The sequence below is a fragment of the Psychrobacter cibarius genome, assembly GCF_016107535.1.
Classification (GTDB): Bacteria; Pseudomonadota; Gammaproteobacteria; order Pseudomonadales; family Moraxellaceae; genus Psychrobacter; species Psychrobacter cibarius.
The window spans coordinates 1-20,125 of record NZ_JABASQ010000001.1 but is presented as its reverse complement, the minus strand read 5'-3'; the positions used below and the strand labels follow the sequence as shown (position 1 = coordinate 20,125).

General features: G+C 43.0%; 16 protein-coding genes and 2 tRNA genes. 9 read left to right on the top strand and 9 right to left on the bottom strand.

Features of this window, described 5'->3' with window-relative positions:
• The 5 genes from JFC08_RS00090 to JFC08_RS00070 all read right to left on the bottom strand — a co-directional run bounded on the left by JFC08_RS00090 (position 1) and on the right by JFC08_RS00070 (position 6,141).
• Positions 1-1,416, bottom strand: coding sequence for an FAD-binding oxidoreductase (locus JFC08_RS00090; protein WP_227697561.1), 1,416 nt, complete (start codon positions 1,414-1,416; stop codon positions 1-3).
• A gap of 186 nt (positions 1,417-1,602) precedes the next feature.
• On the bottom strand, positions 1,603-3,264 hold the full coding sequence (locus tag JFC08_RS00085; protein WP_198329252.1) for an ABC1 kinase family protein: 1,662 nt from the start codon (positions 3,262-3,264) through the stop codon (positions 1,603-1,605).
• Between the two features lie 120 nt (positions 3,265-3,384).
• Positions 3,385-4,089, bottom strand: a complete 705-nt coding sequence (locus JFC08_RS00080) for a ubiquinone biosynthesis accessory factor UbiJ (RefSeq protein ID WP_198329251.1) — start codon at positions 4,087-4,089, stop codon at positions 3,385-3,387.
• Between the two features lie 111 nt (positions 4,090-4,200).
• Positions 4,201-5,349 (bottom strand): bifunctional demethylmenaquinone methyltransferase/2-methoxy-6-polyprenyl-1,4-benzoquinol methylase UbiE, encoded by a 1,149-nt coding sequence (gene ubiE, locus JFC08_RS00075; protein WP_198329250.1) that lies wholly within the window; start codon positions 5,347-5,349, stop codon positions 4,201-4,203.
• 81 nt (positions 5,350-5,430) lie between these two features.
• Positions 5,431-6,141, bottom strand: a complete 711-nt coding sequence (locus JFC08_RS00070) for an FFLEELY motif protein (RefSeq protein WP_198329249.1) — start codon at positions 6,139-6,141, stop codon at positions 5,431-5,433.
• A gap of 253 nt (positions 6,142-6,394) precedes the next feature.
• Here JFC08_RS00070 and JFC08_RS00065 point away from each other — a divergent pair, with 253 nt between their 5' ends.
• A complete protein-coding gene (locus JFC08_RS00065; protein ID WP_198329248.1) occupies positions 6,395-8,038 on the top strand; it encodes an ATPase in 1,644 nt (547 codons plus the stop codon).
• A gap of 639 nt (positions 8,039-8,677) precedes the next feature.
• A complete protein-coding gene (locus tag JFC08_RS00060; protein WP_198329247.1) occupies positions 8,678-10,285 on the top strand; it encodes an inorganic phosphate transporter in 1,608 nt (535 codons plus the stop codon).
• 120 nt (positions 10,286-10,405) lie between these two features.
• On the opposite strand, the gene JFC08_RS00055 is transcribed toward JFC08_RS00060, so the two are convergent.
• Positions 10,406-12,049, bottom strand: coding sequence for an aminotransferase class I/II-fold pyridoxal phosphate-dependent enzyme (locus tag JFC08_RS00055; protein WP_420825195.1), 1,644 nt, complete (start codon positions 12,047-12,049; stop codon positions 10,406-10,408).
• A gap of 646 nt (positions 12,050-12,695) precedes the next feature.
• Here JFC08_RS00055 and msrB point away from each other — a divergent pair.
• The 4 genes from msrB to JFC08_RS00035 all read left to right on the top strand — a co-directional run bounded on the left by msrB (position 12,696) and on the right by JFC08_RS00035 (position 14,276).
• Positions 12,696-13,121 carry a peptide-methionine (R)-S-oxide reductase MsrB gene (gene msrB / locus JFC08_RS00050; RefSeq protein ID WP_045448234.1) on the top strand — a complete coding sequence of 142 codons (426 nt, stop codon included), beginning with the start codon at positions 12,696-12,698 and terminating at the stop codon, positions 13,119-13,121.
• Between the two features lie 161 nt (positions 13,122-13,282).
• Positions 13,283-13,768: a glutathione peroxidase gene (locus JFC08_RS00045; RefSeq protein WP_198329245.1), complete on the top strand. Its 486-nt coding sequence runs from the start codon at positions 13,283-13,285 to the stop codon at positions 13,766-13,768.
• A gap of 304 nt (positions 13,769-14,072) precedes the next feature.
• A tRNA-Val gene (locus JFC08_RS00040) sits at positions 14,073-14,148 on the top strand.
• A gap of 51 nt (positions 14,149-14,199) precedes the next feature.
• Positions 14,200-14,276, top strand: a tRNA-Asp gene (locus JFC08_RS00035).
• Between the two features lie 287 nt (positions 14,277-14,563).
• Here JFC08_RS00035 and JFC08_RS00030 read toward each other — a convergent pair.
• Together JFC08_RS00030 and JFC08_RS00025 are read right to left on the bottom strand one after the other, a co-directional pair.
• Positions 14,564-16,045 (bottom strand): ATP-binding protein, encoded by a 1,482-nt coding sequence (locus JFC08_RS00030; protein ID WP_198329244.1) that lies wholly within the window; start codon positions 16,043-16,045, stop codon positions 14,564-14,566.
• A gap of 1 nt (position 16,046) precedes the next feature.
• Complete coding sequence (locus JFC08_RS00025) at positions 16,047-16,814, bottom strand: heavy metal response regulator transcription factor (protein WP_198329243.1); 768 nt, start codon at positions 16,812-16,814, stop codon at positions 16,047-16,049.
• A gap of 206 nt (positions 16,815-17,020) precedes the next feature.
• On the opposite strand from JFC08_RS00025, the gene JFC08_RS00020 reads away from it, so the two are divergent.
• The 3 genes from JFC08_RS00020 (at position 17,021) to copM (ending at position 19,033) form a co-directional block, all read left to right on the top strand.
• A complete protein-coding gene (locus JFC08_RS00020) occupies positions 17,021-17,629 on the top strand; it encodes a DUF411 domain-containing protein (RefSeq protein ID WP_198329242.1) in 609 nt (202 codons plus the stop codon).
• 76 nt (positions 17,630-17,705) lie between these two features.
• On the top strand, positions 17,706-18,173 hold the full coding sequence (locus JFC08_RS00015; RefSeq protein ID WP_227676449.1) for a DUF305 domain-containing protein: 468 nt from the start codon (positions 17,706-17,708) through the stop codon (positions 18,171-18,173).
• A gap of 125 nt (positions 18,174-18,298) precedes the next feature.
• Positions 18,299-19,033 carry a CopM family metallochaperone gene (gene copM / locus JFC08_RS00010; protein WP_227697560.1) on the top strand — a complete coding sequence of 245 codons (735 nt, stop codon included), beginning with the start codon at positions 18,299-18,301 and terminating at the stop codon, positions 19,031-19,033.
• A gap of 260 nt (positions 19,034-19,293) precedes the next feature.
• On the opposite strand, the gene JFC08_RS00005 is transcribed toward copM, so the two are convergent.
• The gene (locus JFC08_RS00005) at positions 19,294-20,007 is read right to left on the bottom strand and encodes a GAD-like domain-containing protein (protein WP_198329241.1); all 714 of its coding nucleotides are present in this window, start codon (positions 20,005-20,007) and stop codon (positions 19,294-19,296) included.
• Positions 20,008-20,125: the final 118 nt, after the last annotated feature.

The window sequence follows — 20,125 nt, the reverse complement described above, 5'->3', positions numbered from 1 at the left end:
TTAAACAGCGGGTAAAGGTTCAGGCCATATTTTACCCGGATTTAAGATGTTTTTAGGGTCAAGGGCTGATTTAATCGCTTGCATCAGCACTAAGGCGTTACCGTGCTCTTGCTGCATATATTTTTGTTTGCCTTGCCCGATGCCATGCTCACCTGTACAAGTGCCATCCATCTCAATAGCGCGGGTAGCTAAGCGGCTAATAATGCCGTCAGCGGTAGCAACTTCTTCAGGATTATCGGTATCGACCAATAACAAAACATGAAAATTACCATCGCCGACGTGACCGACGATAGGTCCAATCATACCTGACGCTTCGATGTCTTTTGCTGTTGCACTGACGCATTCAGCCAAGCGTGAAATAGGCACACAAGCATCCGTCGATAAGGCGCTGGCTTCAGGACGTAGAGCAGAGCTGGCATGATAAGCGTTATGCCGTGCTTGCCACAGACGTTTGCGCTCGGCTTCATTGGTGTCCCAAGCAAAGTCACGACCGCCGAATTCTTCGATAATATCCGTAAACAGTTGAGCTTGTTCAGCGACGCTGGCATCTGTGCCATGAAACTCTACAAATAGGGTAGGTGTCTCATCCAGATCAAGATTGGCATATTGATTACAGGCTTTAATTTGCATGGCATCAAGTAGCTCAATGCGCGCAATCGGCAAGCACATTTGAATGGTCAGCATCACTGCCTGACAGGCATCCTCAATCGTTGTGAAATGGCAAATACCGCTACCAATACACTCGCTGATGCCGAATAGTTTAAGCGTCACCTCAGTAACAATACCAAGTGTCCCTTCTGAGCCGATCATTAATCTCGTCAAATCATAACCGGCTGCAGATTTTTTGGCACGGGTACCAGTGCGGACAATCTCTCCACTCGCGGTGACTATCTCAAGCGCCAGTACCACATCTTTCATCGTGCCATAACGTACCGCATTGGTGCCTGAAGCGCGAGTGGCGACCATACCGCCGATACTGGCATTGGCACCCGGATCTATTGGAAAAAACAGTCCTGTATCACGTAAGTAGTGATTGAGCTGCTCACGTGTGACGCCTGGTTGTACGGTCACCGTCAGATCTTCATTATGTACCTGCAATATTGCATCCATCGCATGCATATCGATGCATAATCCACCATATGGGGCATTTAATTGCCCTTCTAAGGATGAGCCAATACCAAATGCAATCACTGGCATTTGATACTGATTGCAAATCTCCACCGCAGCTGCTACCTCGTGCTTATCTTGTACTGTCAAGACGGCATCGGGTGGCTGATTGGCAAGCCACGTCATCGTATGCCCATGCTGCTCACGTACCGTTATATTGGTAGTAAGTTGTTTATCGAAACGGGTTTGTAAGGCAGCAATAGCCTCGCTGTGGTCTTTTTTAGCCATTGATATTTTAGAGGTAGACATGGGTGACTCCTATACAGAGTGTCTTTTTTACCGAGCCAATGAGGCAATGAGGCAATGTAAAAACTAAGCTCTCACTCACTTTAAATGTCACTAAAAAGCAATAAAAGTGAGTGGAGGTCTATTGAATAAAAATTAGATAGTAATGGCTATTAACCAATACTTATTTTTATTAAAAATAACAGAGCGTTAGGCTAAAATACGCCAAACGACAACCAAAATAGCCAATATATAAAAGATAGGCGAGAGCCAGCCAACAACCTGTGTTGCAATGGCAATGAAAATGGCAAAACCTGACAGTGCTAACCAATCTCGGCGGCGATCATTAAGCATATCCGCACGAATTTGTTGTATTTCTCGCAGTTGACTGTCTTGGCGTGATCCTTGGGAAGCAAGGCTTTGTAAGCCTTGATCCAGTAGCTTTGGAATATCAGTGGTCGATAATAAAATCTCTGGTAACTGCTGACGCAAGTGTTGCAAATTACGCATCGGATCGAGCTGCTCTTTAATCCAACTGCTTAAGATCGGCTTGGCAAGTGACCAGATATCAAGGTCAGGATACAAGTCGCGACCGAGTCCTTCGACATGAACCAAGGTCTTCAATAGCAGCATGAGTTGCGGCGGGATACTCATATGGTGACGACGGGCGATATCTAAAATTTGCATTAAGACACCGGCAAAGTCGATATCATTAATAGACTTTTGTAGCATTGGACCAACCGTGCGTTTCATATCGCGCATCAGTGCATGCTTGTCTGTATTTGGTGGAATCCAGCCAGCTCTACTGACGATATCAACCATCGCCGTAAAGTTGTTATTCATCACCGCCAATAGCATGCGTGCCACAATGAGTTGATCGTCTTTTGATAGCGTACCCATGATGGCGCAATCAAGCCCGATATAGCGCGGCTCGTGCCCTAAGTCAACCGCTGCCATATCGGCAGTGAGCGTTTTAACCGGCGGCGTCTCTACAAAGACATTACCCGGATGCATATCGGCATGAAAAAAGTTATCGCGGAATACTTGGGTAAAAAATATCGTTAAGCCTTTTTCTGCTAGTGCTGCTCGGTCATAACCTAGCTTATCAAACACTGCAACTTGCGAGATAGGAACGCCTTGGATACGCTCCATGACCATCACATTTTTGGCAGAATCATAGACTTCTGGTACATACATCAATGCGGAACCCAAGAAGTTGTTGCGCATCTGAGTGGTATTGTCTGCCTCTAAGGTCAAATCCAGCTCGTTTAACATCACTTGGCGATAGTCTTCGACAATATCGACGATATGGATGGCACGTGCCGCTTCAATACGCGCTGATGCCCAATCGGCCAGCTCGCGTAGTAGCTCAAAATCAGCAATGATGGTGGTACGAATATCAGGACGCACCACTTTTACCACCACTTCACGACCATCATGCAGCGCAGCAGTATGTACTTGGGCAATAGAAGCCGCCGCTAGAGGTTTGACATCAAAGCGTGCGAACAAGGTGCCAATCGATTGACCAAGACCGTGTTTAGGGTCTTGGATTTGGGTAATGGCCACATCAGAATTGAAAGGTTTGACTTTGTCTTGTAGTTGAACCAATTGCTCGATAATCTCAGGCGGCACTAAATCGCGACGCGTTGACAGCAGTTGGCCAAGCTTTAAAAACAGCGTGCCCATGTCTTCAAGCGCATATTTAATCGCATTGGGTTGGTGTTTTTTACCCCACGCCGCTGGATGTAGGCGAATCAAACGCGCCAAAGGTTGCAGCTGTGGCGCGTCTTCGATAGAAAGATGAGTATCGATGCGATAAGTTGCGGCGATACGCCAAAGCTCAAGTAAACGGGCGCGATGAGATAATAGCATGAGGTATGGGTACTCTAAAAAAAGTCGAAAATAGGATGGGCATTGCACTTATTTATAAATTGCACTTATCTATAAAAAGCGCTATCGATAATAGGATTTAGCGATCATCGACGACAACAGTTATTGATGAAATGAGTTATTGAGAAAACGTGCCTGTTCATCTTTGATAGCAGCAAGTTTGGCCTCTTCACGTTCGACATCAGCCCGCAGCTTTAACAGTTGCTGCTTAAGATCGTTTACTTCTGCTGCCTCGGTAGGATCAGGAGCACTATTACCTGCCACCTCATTAGCCCAGTCGCTGACATCGTCAAAAGCGCGTTTAGCACTATGACGCCAGCTACCTTTTAGCTGTGATATAAGTAGATGTAACTGACTGGCCATCGGCTTACCAATAAATGGCTCAAGCTGTCCTGCGACGTCTGGATCAAAGCCTGCGACCAGTTGTTTGAGCTGCATCAGCACCTTGTAATCACCCGCGATAGGCAAGTTGCCCTCGGTACCGCGCATCAGATTCAGCAGTTGCGCTGGGTTATCTACAGTAATGGTACAGTCTGGGCGACTATGACCAATCCGTGCGCGCTCCATACTGGCCTGTTGGTGCTCGTTCATCGCGCCACTTTGCTCAAACACGCTGTCTGTTGTCACCGGCTCAAAACGCAAACGCTCATGAGTGAATAAAATATCCAAACGAATCTCAGGCATGGCCATATTGAGTCGCAACACTTTGCCAGCAAGCGGTGCCAATCCTGATTTGGTAATTTCATCACTCGCAATAGCAAGGTTAATCAGCTTTTCGGCACCCGCCAAAAGTAGAACAGTCAGCATAAGGCTCTCGCATAGTCAGTTGAGCGCCTTAAAAGAGCGCATCATTTGTAAAGGTGAGTTGCCACCACTTTACGTGATGGCATGTCTATTACGATGGTTTTTAACTTAATATTACGCTTTAAAGCCGCGATGGACAGCGACAATACCAGCCGTCAAGTTATGATAATCACAATTTTCAAAGCCCGCTTGCTGCATCATTTGTTTCAACGTCTGTTGATCAGGATGCATACGAATCGATTCGGCCAAGTATTGATAGCTCTCAGAATCATTGGCAATCAGCTTGCCCATAATAGGTAAGGCGGTAAATGAGTATAAATCATAGGCTTTAGACAATGGCTCAAATACAGGTTTTGAGAACTCCAAAATTAATAAACGTCCACCTGGCTTAAGCACGCGATACATCGATTTGAGCGCTGCGTCTTTGTCCGTGACATTACGTAGACCAAAGCTGATAGTGACCAAATCAAAGCTATTGTCATCGAATGGCGCGAGTGTTTCTGCATTGGCAAGTACAAAATCGACGTTGTTACAGCCAGCATTGATTAAGCGTTCACGACCGACTTCTAGCATGGCGGCATTGATATCTGATAACACTACATGGCCATTTCTACCGACTTCACGACTAAATACTTTGGCTAAATCACCCGTACCGCCAGCGATATCAAGTACATGCTGACCCGCACGCACGCCTGATAAGCTAATGGCATAACGCTTCCATAGGCGATGAATACCAAATGACATTAAGTCGTTCATGATGTCGTATTTTTTGGCAACTGAGGTAAATACGTCCGCAACGCGCGCTTGCTTTTCAGCCTTGTTGACAGTCTTGTAGCCAAAATGCGTTTCTTCATTACCATCGGTATCAGGCGTATGTGGGTTATTGATGTCATCACGCTGATTAAAAAGTGTTTGTTTGGCGGTTTGTATTTGTGCAGATGCATTGTCTACAGTGTTGTTATTGGCGTTGTTGCTGGTAGTATTATTTGGCATAGTGGTTTGTTGGCCTTGTGGCGTTCCCGTTGGTAGGTCTTGGACTTGTGTAAAGTCATTTCTCTTGCTGTTTTCGACGCCAGCATCAATACCTGTATTAAGCGTAGTATTAGTTTCATAGCTTCGACGTGCTTGTACTTGTGACGTAATATTTTGATTGTGGGTGATGCTATCTCTGACCAATTTATCTTGCAGGTGACCATTAGTTGTGGTGTTGAGCGCTGGCTTTTGGTCAGAGTGAGCGGTGTTGTTATTGGTGTTATCGGTCATAGCATTATCCTGTTATTCACTTTTATGATTATTGGTTTGCAAGGTATAAAATAGCAGCTAACCAAGCAAATGATGCGTCTATCATACACCAAACGTCATTGGCTTACCGCCATTATCCGTCTCATGAACACGGTCAATAATCTCAAGCTCACGCTCACAAAACGGTTCAATAAAGCCGCTGACACTTTTTAGTGGTTTCATCGCTTTAAAGCCTGAATCGATAAATTCATACAAAGGCTGATAGTTGTAACGGTAGGCGGTGCCTTTAGCCAAGGCAAAGGCTTTTTGCAACATAAAAGAGTTTATATATTTATCGGTACGATAGCACACCTCTTTTAAATGACCGATTTGGATACGTCTGGTGTCGGCTTCATTGACCGCACGATAGGCGTTCAGCATGTTGTCTTCGTTAACGGCTAAATCTTGAGCCAATAGCCATTCTGCTAAATGTAAATCCAGCTCTATCGCCAAGATAGCTGCTTGTATCGCCATGCTGCCGGTTTCTAAAGCCGCTGCTGGCGCAAAACGTTCAACTTTTTGCGCTTTAGGTACAATGCGTTCTAACTGTTTGGCCAACAATTTAAACTCATCGCCGCCATACAACTGTGTCAAAAAATAATCTGCCATCAGCTGATTTTGAGGTTGCTCAAACAAGTCTTTGTGAGTGTTCTGAATACGATCTCGTTGCCAAGCTTGCACCTCGCTAAGTTTATCGTTTAATGCCAAATCTTCATGATAAGGCAGTGCCCAAAAACGGTTCAAATGTTGTTGTAAATCGGCTAAAGAGGCCATGGTCAGTAAACCTGCATAAAAGTAAAGAGGGTTAAAAGGTTGCAAATAAAAAGCTCAGGATAAACCATGTTTTATACTTTCGGTTTTTGTATTTATAGAGCGTGATTACAGCATGTGTCTGAGATTGTGTTCACCTTAAAAGAAAATAAAGCAGAATACAAATGTCAAACTGTTACATAGCAGCGTTATTTACCGAATTGCTGCAATGCTATGATGGCGCTAACACGCTTTCAATCATAGGATGATGACAGTTATGAGCAAAAATAATAAGACGACTGAACCCACCGCACCACAAGCGCTAAGTGCACAATTTAGTGAGCAGATTATCGATGAACGCTTAACCCCCAATCCCCTGAGCCAGTTTTCTATGGACAAAGATGCACTGAGATTGTCACTGGTCACCGCCCAATATGCTCTACGAGCAACGCGGCAACAGACGCCACCAACTCTCAATAAACCAACAGGGCTATTGGTATTGGTCAATGGTATGGAGCAGGCAGGCAAGGGCACTGCTGTCAAGCAATTGCGCCAATGGGTAGATCCTCGACTACTTAAAGTTGAGGCAACCGTTGGTGATTGTCCCTTAGCGTATCAGCCGATTTGGCAGGCACATACCAAGGCATTACCCCGTCATGGCGATGTGATGGTTTATTTTGGCAACTGGTATGCTGACTTGCTTTATAACGTCATGCGTATGGCAACATCAGACAATGACAAGTCTGACAACGACAAAGCGTTACCTATTGCGCAATGGCAAGCCTATTTACAGCAGCAGCTTATCAAGCTACAAGCATTCGAACAAGACCTCGCTGCCAATCAAACCCGACTGCTTAAATGCTGGTTCCATGTCGATATCGAAACGTTGCAAGCGCGACTGAATGACGATGAAGCCGATCCGCAGTTTTTATACCAAATTGACTGGAATAGTAAAAAAGTTATCGAAACCTTTAATCAAGTGGCTACCGTTCTGCTACGCCAGCAAGATGATTGGATCATCATTGATGGTGATGACAAGTCAGATGCGGCTGACCATTTTTGCCATGAAGTGCTACAAGAGATGCAAACCGCGCTAATGAGTAGTAAAAGAAATACAGTACAAACCTCTGATAAGTCAAAGGCTAAGAAGCAAGCTCAGCAATCACTCAAATCAGAAAAGTTTGAACCTGTAAAAATCCCTAAATGTTTAAAAGATATCAATGAGGCAGAGATTGATAAGTCGGACTACCGTGATGCGTTGGTAGAAAAACAAGTTCGCCTTGCTCAGTTGCTGCGTGCGCGCAAAGGGCGTCATATCGTTTTTGCCTTTGAAGGAATGGACGCTGCTGGCAAAGGCGGCGCGATCAAAAGATTGGTTGCGCCGCTCGACCCACGCGAGTATCAAATTTATAATATCAGTGCGCCAATGCTATATGAGCTGCAACATCCTTATCTATGGCGTTTTTGGACCAAACTTCCGAACGAGCAAACCGACCGTATTAGCCGTATTGCCATTTTTGATCGGACTTGGTATGGGCGCGTTTTGGTTGAGCGCATTGAGGGGTTTGCCACTGATGAGGAATGGCAGCGTGCTTACGATGAAATCAATCGTTTTGAGGCGAATTTAGCCGCGGCGGGGACAATCGTTATCAAATACTGGTTGGCTATCGATAAAAAAGAACAGCTTAAACGTTTTGAGGCACGTCAAAAGACACCGCACAAGCAGTTTAAGCTGACGGACGATGACTGGCGTAACCGTGATAAATGGTCGGATTATGTGCAGTCTGCGGCGGATATGCTGGCACGTACCGATACAGAGTACGCACCGTGGTACGTCATCGCGGCCAATGAGAAGCGTCAAGCACGTTTGGATGTTTTAGATCATGCGATTAAGCAACTATCAGCGGTGTGTGGCAGCTGATATGTGATTGGTCATTCAATTAGGTAGCTGTTTACAAAGCGCCATAATTATATATTTAACGTTAAATAAATTTAGGGAAAGAGAGTATAATGCGGCGTTACAGCAGGATGTTTTCTAACACATATGCTGGCAGTTACAAATCTTGCAATATCATCATGCATTATGCGCTTATATTTAATATAATAGGCGCGTAATAGCTCCTGCTGTGCACGAAACTCACTGAGTGAGTAGCGTGTTTTTACCCTTTGACACAGACATTTTAATCACTCTGGTTAATAAGTTTAGCAAAGGTTCTTACAATAGCAGTTATTAGAACCAAAATTATTACTACGACATCTCTAAGCCGCAAGCTGCTGTAATCAGACGATTTGGCAATATTCCTTGCGGCTTTGTGACATATTGAGTGATGTGTTTTACCTTATTTACTGCCTTTACGTAAAATAAAATACGAGTAAATAAAAGGTAAGCGCTAGGGTAGAGCGCCAAGATAGCAGTAAGAAAAACCGTTTTTTAGCAAGCATATTGCGCGTTTTATATACGTTATATTAATGTCAGAAGCTATCATGAGCATTATTAATAGCCGCGCAATGTCATCAACCGCCTATAATTTCAATCAGCTTACGCAGGACGTATCAACGTATGGGTATTAGCAACAGTTCTACAGAGCCAGTCAAATCAGTCGGTTCTATGAGAATAAATCTATTTTTTGCCATTTTACTGATTGCGATGACCGCCTACTTTTTGTGGTGGGGTCTAGATTACACGATGCGTCAACAGACGACGCTATTTATTGTGGCCACCGCTTTTGGTGTCTTTATGGCATTCAATATTGGTGGTAACGATGTCGCCAACTCCTTTGGTACCTCAGTAGGTGCGGGGACGTTGACCATTCCACAAGCATTGGGTATCGCAGCGATATTTGAAGTGTCCGGAGCCGTACTGGCAGGTGGTGAAGTCACCGATACCATTCGAAGCGGCATTGTCGATTTAGATGGTCTTTCAGTAACGCCCAACCAATTCATTTATGTCATGCTGTCAGCGCTCATCGCTGCCGCATTTTGGCTGTTATTTGCCACCAAAAAGGGTCTGCCCGTTTCGACCACGCACGCTATTATTGGCGGCGTTGTTGGTAGCTCTGTTGTATTAGGTATCACGTTAGGTGGTACTGAAATGGCATTATCAACGGTGAATTGGAGTACGATTGGCACCATCGCGATTTCTTGGGTATTATCACCGCTATTGGGTGGCGTTTTGTCCTATGTATTATATGGACAGATTAAGAAAAACATCATTGAATATAATGATAGAACAGAGGCGCACATTGCGACTTTGAAAGGCGACAAAAAAACCTTAAAACAAAACCACAAAGAATTTTTGGACGGTTTAACAGAATCAGAACAACTTGCCTATACGTCAGCGATGTTGCGTGATCAAGAAATCTACAAAGATGATGATTGCGATGTTGAAGATTTAGAGACTGATTATTATAAACAGCTTTATGAGATTGAAAATGAACGCAGCAACCTTGATACGCTAAAAGCGTTGAAGCAATGGGTTCCTATCATTGCGGCTGCAGGCGGCGCGGTCATGGCCTCTTTGGTCATCTTTAAAGGTCTAAAGAATGTCAATAATGGCATGACGACGCTGCAAGGCTTTTTAATCATGGGTATGATCGCGGCGCTAGTGTGGCTTGCGACCTTTATCTATACCAAGAGTATCCGCGGTAAACATAAAGAGGATTTGACCAAAGCGACGTTTATTATGTTTAGCTGGATGCAAGTCTTTACCGCCTCTGCTTTTGCCTTTAGCCACGGCTCAAACGATATTGCCAATGCAGTCGGTCCTTTTGCCGCGATTATGGATGTTATCCGTACCAATAGCATTGCGACTGAAGCTGCTGTACCGCCTGCGGTTATGCTGACCTTTGGTGTTGCGCTTATCGTTGGTCTTTGGTTCATTGGTAAAGAAGTCATTCAAACGGTTGGTACCAACTTGGCAAAAATGCATCCCGCTTCTGGTTTTTCAGCTGAATTGGCTGCGGCTGCAGTGGTTATGGGCGCATCAACTATGGGGCTGCCTGTCTCAAGCACACATACCTTGGTCGGTGCAGTACTGGGTATCGGTATTGTCAATAGAGACACCAATTGGGCGTTGATGAAACCTATCGGTTTGGCATGGATCATTACTCTTCCTGCAGCAGCGGCAATGTCTGCAATCAGTTATATCATTTTGGTCAATATTTTTTAAAACGTATGCTTATTAAAGTTTTTGTTTAAGTCTTATTTAACGTTATTTATAAGCACATTTCAAATAAAAAACGCTTATCAGCATCATGCCGATAAGCGTTTTTTTATGTCAAATTAAGGTCTATTCGGTACCAAATTGTTTGCGTTTTTTGGCAAAGAAGCGATCTAAGCGATCCATGGCATCTTCTAAATCATGTAGGTTTGGCAAAAATACCAAGCGGAAATGATCGGGCTTATCCCAGTTAAAGCCTGTTCCTTGCACCATTAAGACATTTTCTTCAACAAGCAAATCCATCATAAATGCCATATCATCTTCGATAGGGTAAATATCAGGATCCATCTTTGGAAAGCAATAAAACGCGCCTTGTGGCATGGTACAAGAGATACCTTTGATCGCATTAAGCCGTGACACAGCCATTTCACGCTGCTTATATAAGCGCCCACGCTCTGACGTGAGCTCTTTCATGCTTTGATAGCCACCCATCGCCGTTTGAATGGCATACTGACCTTGGACGTTGGAACACAAGCGCATAGACGCTAACATGTCCAAGCCTTCGATAAAGTCAGTGGCATGGTGTTTTTTGCCAGACACCATCATCCAACCTGCCCGGAATCCCGCGATACGATGCGATTTTGATAATCCATTGTATGAGAGCACCAGCACATCATCAGTCAACGTACTCATTGGGGTGTGTACCATATCATCATAAAGAATACGATCATAAATTTCATCGGCCATGATGATTAAATCATGCGCTTTAGCGACCTCAATAATTTGTTTCAGCAATTCATCACTATAAAGTGAACCCGTTGGATTATTAGGGTTAATCACTACGATACCTTTGGTTTTAGAGGTGATTTTAGATTTAATGTCTTCGATATCAGGATGCCAATTGTCGTCTTCATTACAGCGATAATGTACCGCTGTGCCGCCAGCTAGGTTCGCCGCTGCCGTCCAAAGCGGGTAGTCTGGCATTGGGATAAGCACTTCGTCACCATCATTCATCAAAGCCTGCATGGTCATTACAATCAGCTCAGAAACTCCGTTGCCCAAATAGACATCACGGACATCAACTGCCGATAGCAACCCCTTTGATTGATAGTACTGTAAGACGGCTTTGCGCGCTGAAAAAATCCCTTGCGAGTCGGAATAACCGGTCGCGTCTGGTAGGTTCATCGCCACATCGCGCAAAATCTCATGCGGGGCTTCTAAACCAAAGGGGGCTGGGTTACCGACGTTCAGCTTTAATATACGTTTGCCTTCTGCTTCCATCTTATTGGCTGTTTGTAGTAGCGGACCGCGAATGTCATAGCAAACATTTTGTAATTTATCCGATTTTTTTATTGTGTTCATAGTGTGACCACTCATAGGGTTATTTTGTGAGTTTGTATCTATAGTAGGAGTTGTAGTCGTTTGATTGGCTTGGGAGTCATGTATCTTGTCAGTTTGAGCAGATGACGTATTTTGACTATTCTTATTATGAGAATGAGCGCTCTTACTCACCTCTTTATTATTATTACTGTCGTTTTTTAGTTCACCGCGTAACAGATAGCCTTCGCTGCAGCCTAAAATGTGTGCGAGGGTTGGCAGCTTAGATGACACAATACCGTTGGTGCCACGCTCCCAATTTGAGATAGCCCCGCGACTGACTTTTGCGCCTGCTGCGGTCATGGCTTGCGCTAATTGTTCAGCAGTCAGCCCTTTATCACGACGTAGCTGTACCAGTCTTTCGGCTTGTGAGCCTTTATTCTTGTCATCAGCCATAGTCATTCAAACCTTTATTCAGTAGTTGGTAATCGAGAGAAGGAAAGCAGGCATTTGTTTTAATTAAGCCTTAATGCAAGATATTATTGCATTATCAGTATCAATGCAAGCTGTTTTTAAGGGTGGTATATTTGCTAATGCAAGAATAACTTGCATTAGCAGTATTATCGCTGCCTCATTGCTGCTCTACTAGGCCGTGTCCTTATTTTAAAAATGGTAATAAAACTGAGATAAATTGTCGTTAAACAAGGAAAGTAGCGCAAATAATATCGAGATATTGATAAGCTATTTGACGATGTTTGGCAAAATTTAGCCATTTTTAGCCCATTTAGAAGATAATCGATTGAATTGAGGACACGCCCTAGATATCAAACTTCTTTCTGAGAATCATTGTCGTGGCTACATCTATATTCATTGATATGTTAAGAAAATTTGCTGTATTTTATTTATCATAGCTTTTTCAATACCTTACGCTATCACTTGTTTATGATAGTTTTCTTGTAATGTATGCCTTGAATATTGAATAGATAAACAATAGATAAGGCCCATCGTTTTTATAAAAATATGGCGATAAAGTGTTAGTTAATAGCAGATAAAAGCTAATGCTAATGGACGAGATAATACATACCCAAATTAAGGATACATTATGCAAGACAATCAACTTAGCCAAGAAGAGATCAGCCAATTAACAGAAGCTGATTGGAAAGAGCGTTTGAGTGCTGATGAATATCACGTGATGCGTGAAAAGGGTACAGAACGCCCATTTACGGGCGTCTATAACGATGCGACTGATGACGGTATTTATCGCTGCAAAGGCTGCGGTGCGAGCTTATTTGACTCAAGCAATAAATTTGATGCCAGCTGTGGTTGGCCAAGTTTTGACCAAGGAGTTGATAACAGCGCTATAGAGGAGCATGTAGATAATTCGCTTGGCATGACGCGGACAGAAGTGACCTGTAGTAACTGCGGCGCACATTTAGGTCATGTCTTCCCTGACGGCCCAAGCGAGACGACAGGCATGCGCTATTGCATCAATTCTGTGTCTATTGATTTAGATAAATCTGAAAAGTAATTGTTAAAAAAATTGCTTAGAGTATTTTAGAGTCATGGCAGGGAAGCGCGAGATGCTGCCTTGCCAGTGATTAGCATTATTAATGTTTTCACTGTTATTGAAAAATGAGCACGGCTTAAAAGAATATCAAAATAATAACTTAATCGACTTAAGGATAAATGATGAGCACGATTTACGATTTTACTGCTGAGCACATGGACGGAACTGTACAAGCCTTTGCTGATTATCAAGGTAAGGTGTTATTAATCGTCAATACCGCCAGCAAATGTGGGTTTACACCGCAATTTGAAGGCCTAGAGGCAATATATCAGCAATATAAAGATCAAGGATTGGTCGTTATTGGTTTCCCCTGTAATCAATTTGGCGGGCAAGATCCAGACAGTAATGAGGAGATTGGCGCATTTTGTCAGAAGAACTATGGTGTCAGTTTCCCAATGATGGCGAAAGTTGATGTCAATGGCAAAGACGCTGATCCTATTTTTGATTGGCTCAAAGAGCAAAAGGGTGGTGTATTGACAGACGGTATCAAATGGAATTTTACTAAGTTTTTAATTGGTAAAGAGGGACAGGTCATTGACCGCTACGCGCCAACCACCAAACCAGATGCCATAAAAATGGATATCGAACAAGCATTAGCCAGTAAATAGGGTCATGCTTGAAAATTTATTGGTTTTTTATAAAAATATAAATCCAATGAAAACATAGGCTTGTCAGATTAATAAATAAAAACCTATAAAATAGGTTAAAAAACTGAAAATACTGTTTGACAGCCATGTGTAAATCTATATAATACACACCCACAGCAAGGGGACTTAATTAAGTTCAATGTTGTTAGAATTTTTACTGACTTAGAGCGTGACAACTTTAAAGATTAAACTTTCTATAAAATTCCCTTTAAGGAATTTTAACTTGCGAAGTTAAAATTGCAGTGCAATTTTTTAACGCTTCTCAGGGTGATTAGCTCAGTTGGTAGAGCGTCTGCCTTACACGCAGAATGTCGGCGGTTCGAATCCGTCATCACCCACCACTCTTTTTAGCGAGTGTCTCTGTAATAAGAGAAGATGCTAAGACGACCTAAGCAGCGGTAGTTCAGTTGGTTAGAATACCGGCCTGTCACGCCGGGGGTCGCGGGTTCGAGTCCCGTCCGCTGCGCCATATTTAGTAAAAAGCTAAAACAAATTTAAACTCTCGAGTTTAAGCAAGTTTCGCCTCAAACATAATTTTGTTTGGGGTTTTTTTGTGTCTAAAATTCTTCTTACGGCCTTTATCTATAAAGGTTGGCTTTTTTTCCCTTATCAACTCTTAGGGACTAGTCTATCTTAGATAAAGTATTCTCTATAAGTTTGGTTGCATACATTCTATCTTTTGAAAATCGCTGATCACCTCCTTGCTGACCACCTGCTCGGTGACCAAAAGGTGACCAATTCTCGATCAAACCCGCCCTATGATTCTTTTAATAACTGTACGTTAACTTGAAAGTAATACTCATCCTTAATGGTAATACTGACTTTGCCGTTATGGGCATTGACGATTGCTTGTACGATGGCCAATCCTAGTCCTGTGCCCGAGTGCTGATTATTGGATTTGTCATGACGATAAAAGCGTTCAAACAGTCTATCTGCTTCCGCCTGAGTTAGAGGCGTCTGCAAGCGATTAGTGATGGTGATGTTTAGCGAGGGCTGCTGAGCCGTTTCTCTAAGGGCGTGAGCGTTATGTTTTATGAGGCTAGCAGTCTTAGAAACGGCGGTAATAGTAATGATACTGTCGCTGGCGGCGTAGTAAACCGCATTGGATATCAAGTTGGCAAACAGCCTTTGTAACAAGCTCTCATCCCCTAATACCACATCAAATGCCCCTTTTTTCTCAAAAGAGATACCGCGCTCTTCGGCTATCAGTTCAAAATAATCGATGAGCTTAATTATCAGTGAGTTGGTATCGACAAGATGACGTTGTGAGTCGTAGAGACCTTTTTGAGTTTTTGCCAGCAATAGCATATTGTTAATTAGCAGGGATAGTTGCTTGAGCGTGTCGTGTTGATGATGTAGCTGCTCAACATATTCTTGATGGTCTCTAGGTTTACTGAGCATCACTTGAGTTTGGGTGCTTAACGTTGCCAGTGGTGTGCGCAGTTCGTGAGCAATGTCATCTGAAAACTGTGATAATGAGGCAAAGTTGTGTTCGAGTTTATCCATCATGGCATTATAAGCGTCAGCCAAGGGTCGCAGCTCGCTTGGCATTTCAGAGACGATGATTCTATCGTCTAACTGCTCGGCGTTGATACGTGCCATTTTTTGACTGATGGTCGCTAAGGGAGCGAACCCTAAATAGACGCTAAAAGCCGCCACTGATACCAAGATAAAAGTAATCGCAATAAGTATCAGAATAAGATGGTGATTAAACTGGGCAAGGTATTGATGATGCACATCAATCGGTAGCGCGATTAATGCCAAGCGATTATAGTGCTCAATGACCAGCGCGCGATAATGACGATGATTAAGCTGCAAGTCAAAGGGTTGATCGCGGTGCTGCTGCCATAGTTTTTCGACCAATTGGGAGTCATTGAGTTTATCAATAAAATCCTTTGGCTGACTATTGATGACTTGTCCATTATGGTCAGTGATAATTGTTTTGACTTCATAGTCTGGTCGAAAGATATCTACCACGGATGATGCTGTATTGGCGAGATGAGCAGGGTCGGCAAGGTTGTCAGAGCGCTGATCATCCGATGTCACCTCTGTCATGTACTGTCGTAAATTAAACGCAGCGTGAGTCAGGATCTCTGAGTCCATTTGTTCAAAATGATCATTGACCGAACGCTGTATCCATATGTACAAAAAAGCTTGAGATATCAGCACGCATACCGTTAATACTAGGGTCGTGCGCCACAGTAATGATAGGCGTCGATGCTCCGATTTATATGCCATGCTATTTCACTTCAACGTGATTGAGTTTAGAAACTGTATTAGCCTCATTATTCACATCAGTGTTGGTGTCATTATTGACTGTAACGGCGCTATTGTCCGCTTCTAGTTTATAGCCCATACCGCGTACGGTATGAATGAGCTTATTTTCAAAGCCATCGTCGATTTTACTTCGTAAGCGTCTTATTGCCACATCAATCACATTGGTATCGCTATCAAAATTCATGTCCCATACTTGTGAAGCGATGACAGAGCGGGGCAATACTTCGCCTTGATGCTCAAGTAAAAACTGCAATAGCGCAAATTCTTTGGCCGTCAATTTGATAGAACCTTTATCTCGATGCACGCTACGTTTAGCGATATCCAGTTTTAAATCAGCCATTTGAAGCACTGTGCTGGCGTAATCTGCTTGATTGGCACGGCGTAGTAAGCTTTTGATTCTGACCAGCAGCTCAGCGAAGGCAAAAGGCTTGGTGAGATAATCGTCACCGCCAATCTCAAAGCCTTTTATGCGGTCGCTAAGGTCATCTTTTGCGGTCAAAAATAATACAGGGGTGGTATTACCAGCCGCGCGATAGTTACTGACCAGCTCAAAACCACTGACATCAGGCAGCATCACATCCATTACCACGACAGTGAAGTCCTCAGTCATCAGAGCATGATAACCATCTAAACCGGTGGTTTTATGCTCAACGATAAAACCTGCCTCACTTAAACCTTTTTTAATGTAGTCGCCAAGCGATAACTCATCTTCGACTAACAATACTTTCATAGCATACTCGCGCCAATTATTTAGGATGAGATCAATATAAAATGTCTCTATTGTTATCAATCATAGAGGAATACTGGTAATAAACCTATGCTCAGTCTAGAAGATGACAAAATTGTCATCTTGGCGTCATCTGACTGTCAGAGTGGCTATGCTAGTTTGGCATCAATACATCCTAATTTTAATATTCAACACCATGAGAAGCCTCTATGATTCCTTTTACCGTTAAGTTTGTTCGAGGGACAGCGGTCTTATTAACCGCTGCCATATTATCAGCGTGTGGGCAATCTGACAGCAATGCTTCTAATGCTAGTCTCTCTACTGCCAATGCCGCTAACGCCAGCAGTGGTGAGGCAAACGCTATACAGAGTATGCAAACAGTGACAGAGACACCAGCCAACAACCCAGACCTGCTCAAGAACGTGTCAGCCACTGTCTATAAAGATGCCAATTGTGGCTGTTGTAAAGAATGGATAGGGCACGCAGAAGATAATGGGTTAACGACAACTGCACATGATGTTGCAGACTTGTCATTATTTAAAGAGCGTTACGGTGTGCCTGCTGAGATGCGTTCTTGCCATACCGCCGTTACCAGTGATGGTTATGTCATCGAAGGTCATGTTCCTGCCAAGTATGTGGCTGAGTTTTTGCAAAATCCATCAAAGCAAGCCATTGGTTTGGCGGTACCGGGTATGCCCGTCGGTAGCCCTGGTATGGAATATCAAGATAAGTTTATGCCATACCAAATTATGCAAATCAATAAAGATGGCACAAACCAAGTATACGCTGAGATTGAGTCCGCAGAGCAGCAGCTATAAGACAATACTTTAGATAGTTTTTTAAATTTCAGCTGCTCATTGTAGTACTGATAGCAGCATTGATGGAGACTGACTGATGAATCATACAGAGCAAAAACAGATGAACCCTTATGTAAAGTTCACCCTCATGATTCTGACGTCTACCGTGGTGATGTATATCATGATGTACTTCAATACTTATGAGTGGGATCATATTTATTTTAGTGAGACCAGAGCCTATATGGCGCTATATATGGGCGCAGGCATGGCAGTGATTATGCTCGCCTTTATGAGCAATATGTACAAGAAAACTAAGGTCAACTTAATGATTTATGGTCTTAGTGTGCTGATGTTTGCCGTAGGTATCTGGGGCGTCAGATCTCAAGCAACCGTCGATCAAGTGGATTGGATGCAGGCTATGATACCGCATCATTCAATTGCGATCTTAACCAGCTCAAGAGCCGATATAGAAGACCCTAGAGTACAGCAACTTGCTGACGACATCATCGAAGCACAAAAACGTGAAATTAAAGAGATGCAGGCACTGATCGAAGCATTAGAATAAATAGCCTTAAAACACACTGCTCTTAGTACATAAATTAAATGATTTTTCCAACTGGTGGATCTTAGCTGATTTGCCAGTTTTTATATGAACCATAACTACCAAACGATCGTAATTAAGGATCTACTATGAAAATGATAAGAAACTCACGTCTTGCCATGCTTGCAGTTAGTGTCAGTGCCATGATGATGCTTGGCGCTTGTCAGCCGACGAATGACGTAACAGAGGCTACTGTCAAAGACGAGGCGGCTCCCGTTAATAATGCTACAACAGACACTAGCGCGATGGATGCTCATGCAGGTCATGATATGTCAGGCGATGCGATGACGGGCATGCATGGAGAGTATAATGACTCTATGACTAAGATGCATGATGAGATGATGGCAGGCATGGCATACAACGATCCCGATGCTGCCTTTGCCCAAGGAATGCTCGGTCATCATATAGGTGCTGTTGATATGGCAGAGATTCAGCTAAAGTATGGTAAGGATGCAGAAATGCGTCAGTTGGCACAAGAGATTATTGACGCTCAGAAAGCTGAAATTGAGCAAATGCAGAACTGGCTTGCCAACCATCCTGATGCTGCTGAGCCAACGTCTGATACTGAAGCCATGCAGACAGCTTATGCTAAAGGTATGGATACGATGCATAGTGAAATGATGGCAGGTATCGCTGACCCTAACCCAGATATGGCATTTGCTCGCGGTATGTTGCCGCATCATATTGGCGCAGTAGATATGGCAAAGATACAGTTAAAGTATGGCAAAAATGAAGAAATGCGTCAATTGGCACAACAAATAATTGACGCGCAGCAGCCTGAAATTGAGCAAATGCAAAACTGGATAGCCAAGCATAATAGTTAAATAATGAGTGCTTAAGAATGGATGTATTTTAGATAAAAAGCAGTGTCTTATATTTATTAAGGTACTGCTTCTTCTACTTTACATTTCTTAATCTTCTCTAAAATTCCGCCATTGCCTGTATCAATATTCACGTCGCCACCTTTGTCTACCATAAGCCTTAAAAGGCTGAGTCTCCTAGGTACGCCATTGATATGAGTAAGACTTGCTAGGATAATATAACTGTGTTTAAACCACCCGAAGGTGGCTTATGTCATTATGAATCATTTCAAATTATCTAAATCAGGCAAAGTTGAAGTATCTTCAACGCCAAATGCCATTTGTCCCAACTTCTTAAAGTCTATGTATTGGATTTCAATCAAGTCGGGTAAAAGATTGAGATGTACAAAGATATTCATCTTATCTATATTTTTGATAGAAGCATTGTCACTAATCGCAAGGACAGGGACAAAGCCAAACATTTCATCGTATTCAAGTGCTCCAAACTTTTTCACGCAACGGTCAAATAGTGGTTTGTCGTTGTTGTCATATATATCTGTATGATCTAGCTTACTAAAACCAAAAAATAGCTCTAACTTTTTATCTGCGTACCCTTCTGCAATATCTTTTTTTTCTCCTTCTTCTTGATATACCCAACCACGAGTCGGAGTGATTGTATAGGCATGACCTGTTTTTTCTCCCCAAACGTAGAGCTTGCCAAAGCCACTACGAGCGATCACATAATAGTTATCTTTCCGCGTGATTTCTTCATCTAGCCAGATAGCTAATTCATCTTCATAATCAGCAGGATTAACCATCCAAAACAGCCCTTGTTTAAAGCGACAAAAACCAAACTGCTGCCAATAGAATAGAAGTCTATTAGGTAATTTACCCTGATAGTAATTTAAGGTAGCTTGATCAACCGGTTGTTGCCAATCAGGTTGACCGAATTTTTCTAAAAAATAATCAAATCCTTCATTAATAATAAAGTGACTCATTTTGTAATCCTTTAGATGTTTATTTGTACATATTAGGGCGTGTTGAACATTCATAATTTCAGTCAGATATAGGCACAAGCGAGAGCCACTGTGTTCTCATAACTTTGTTTGAGCTTAT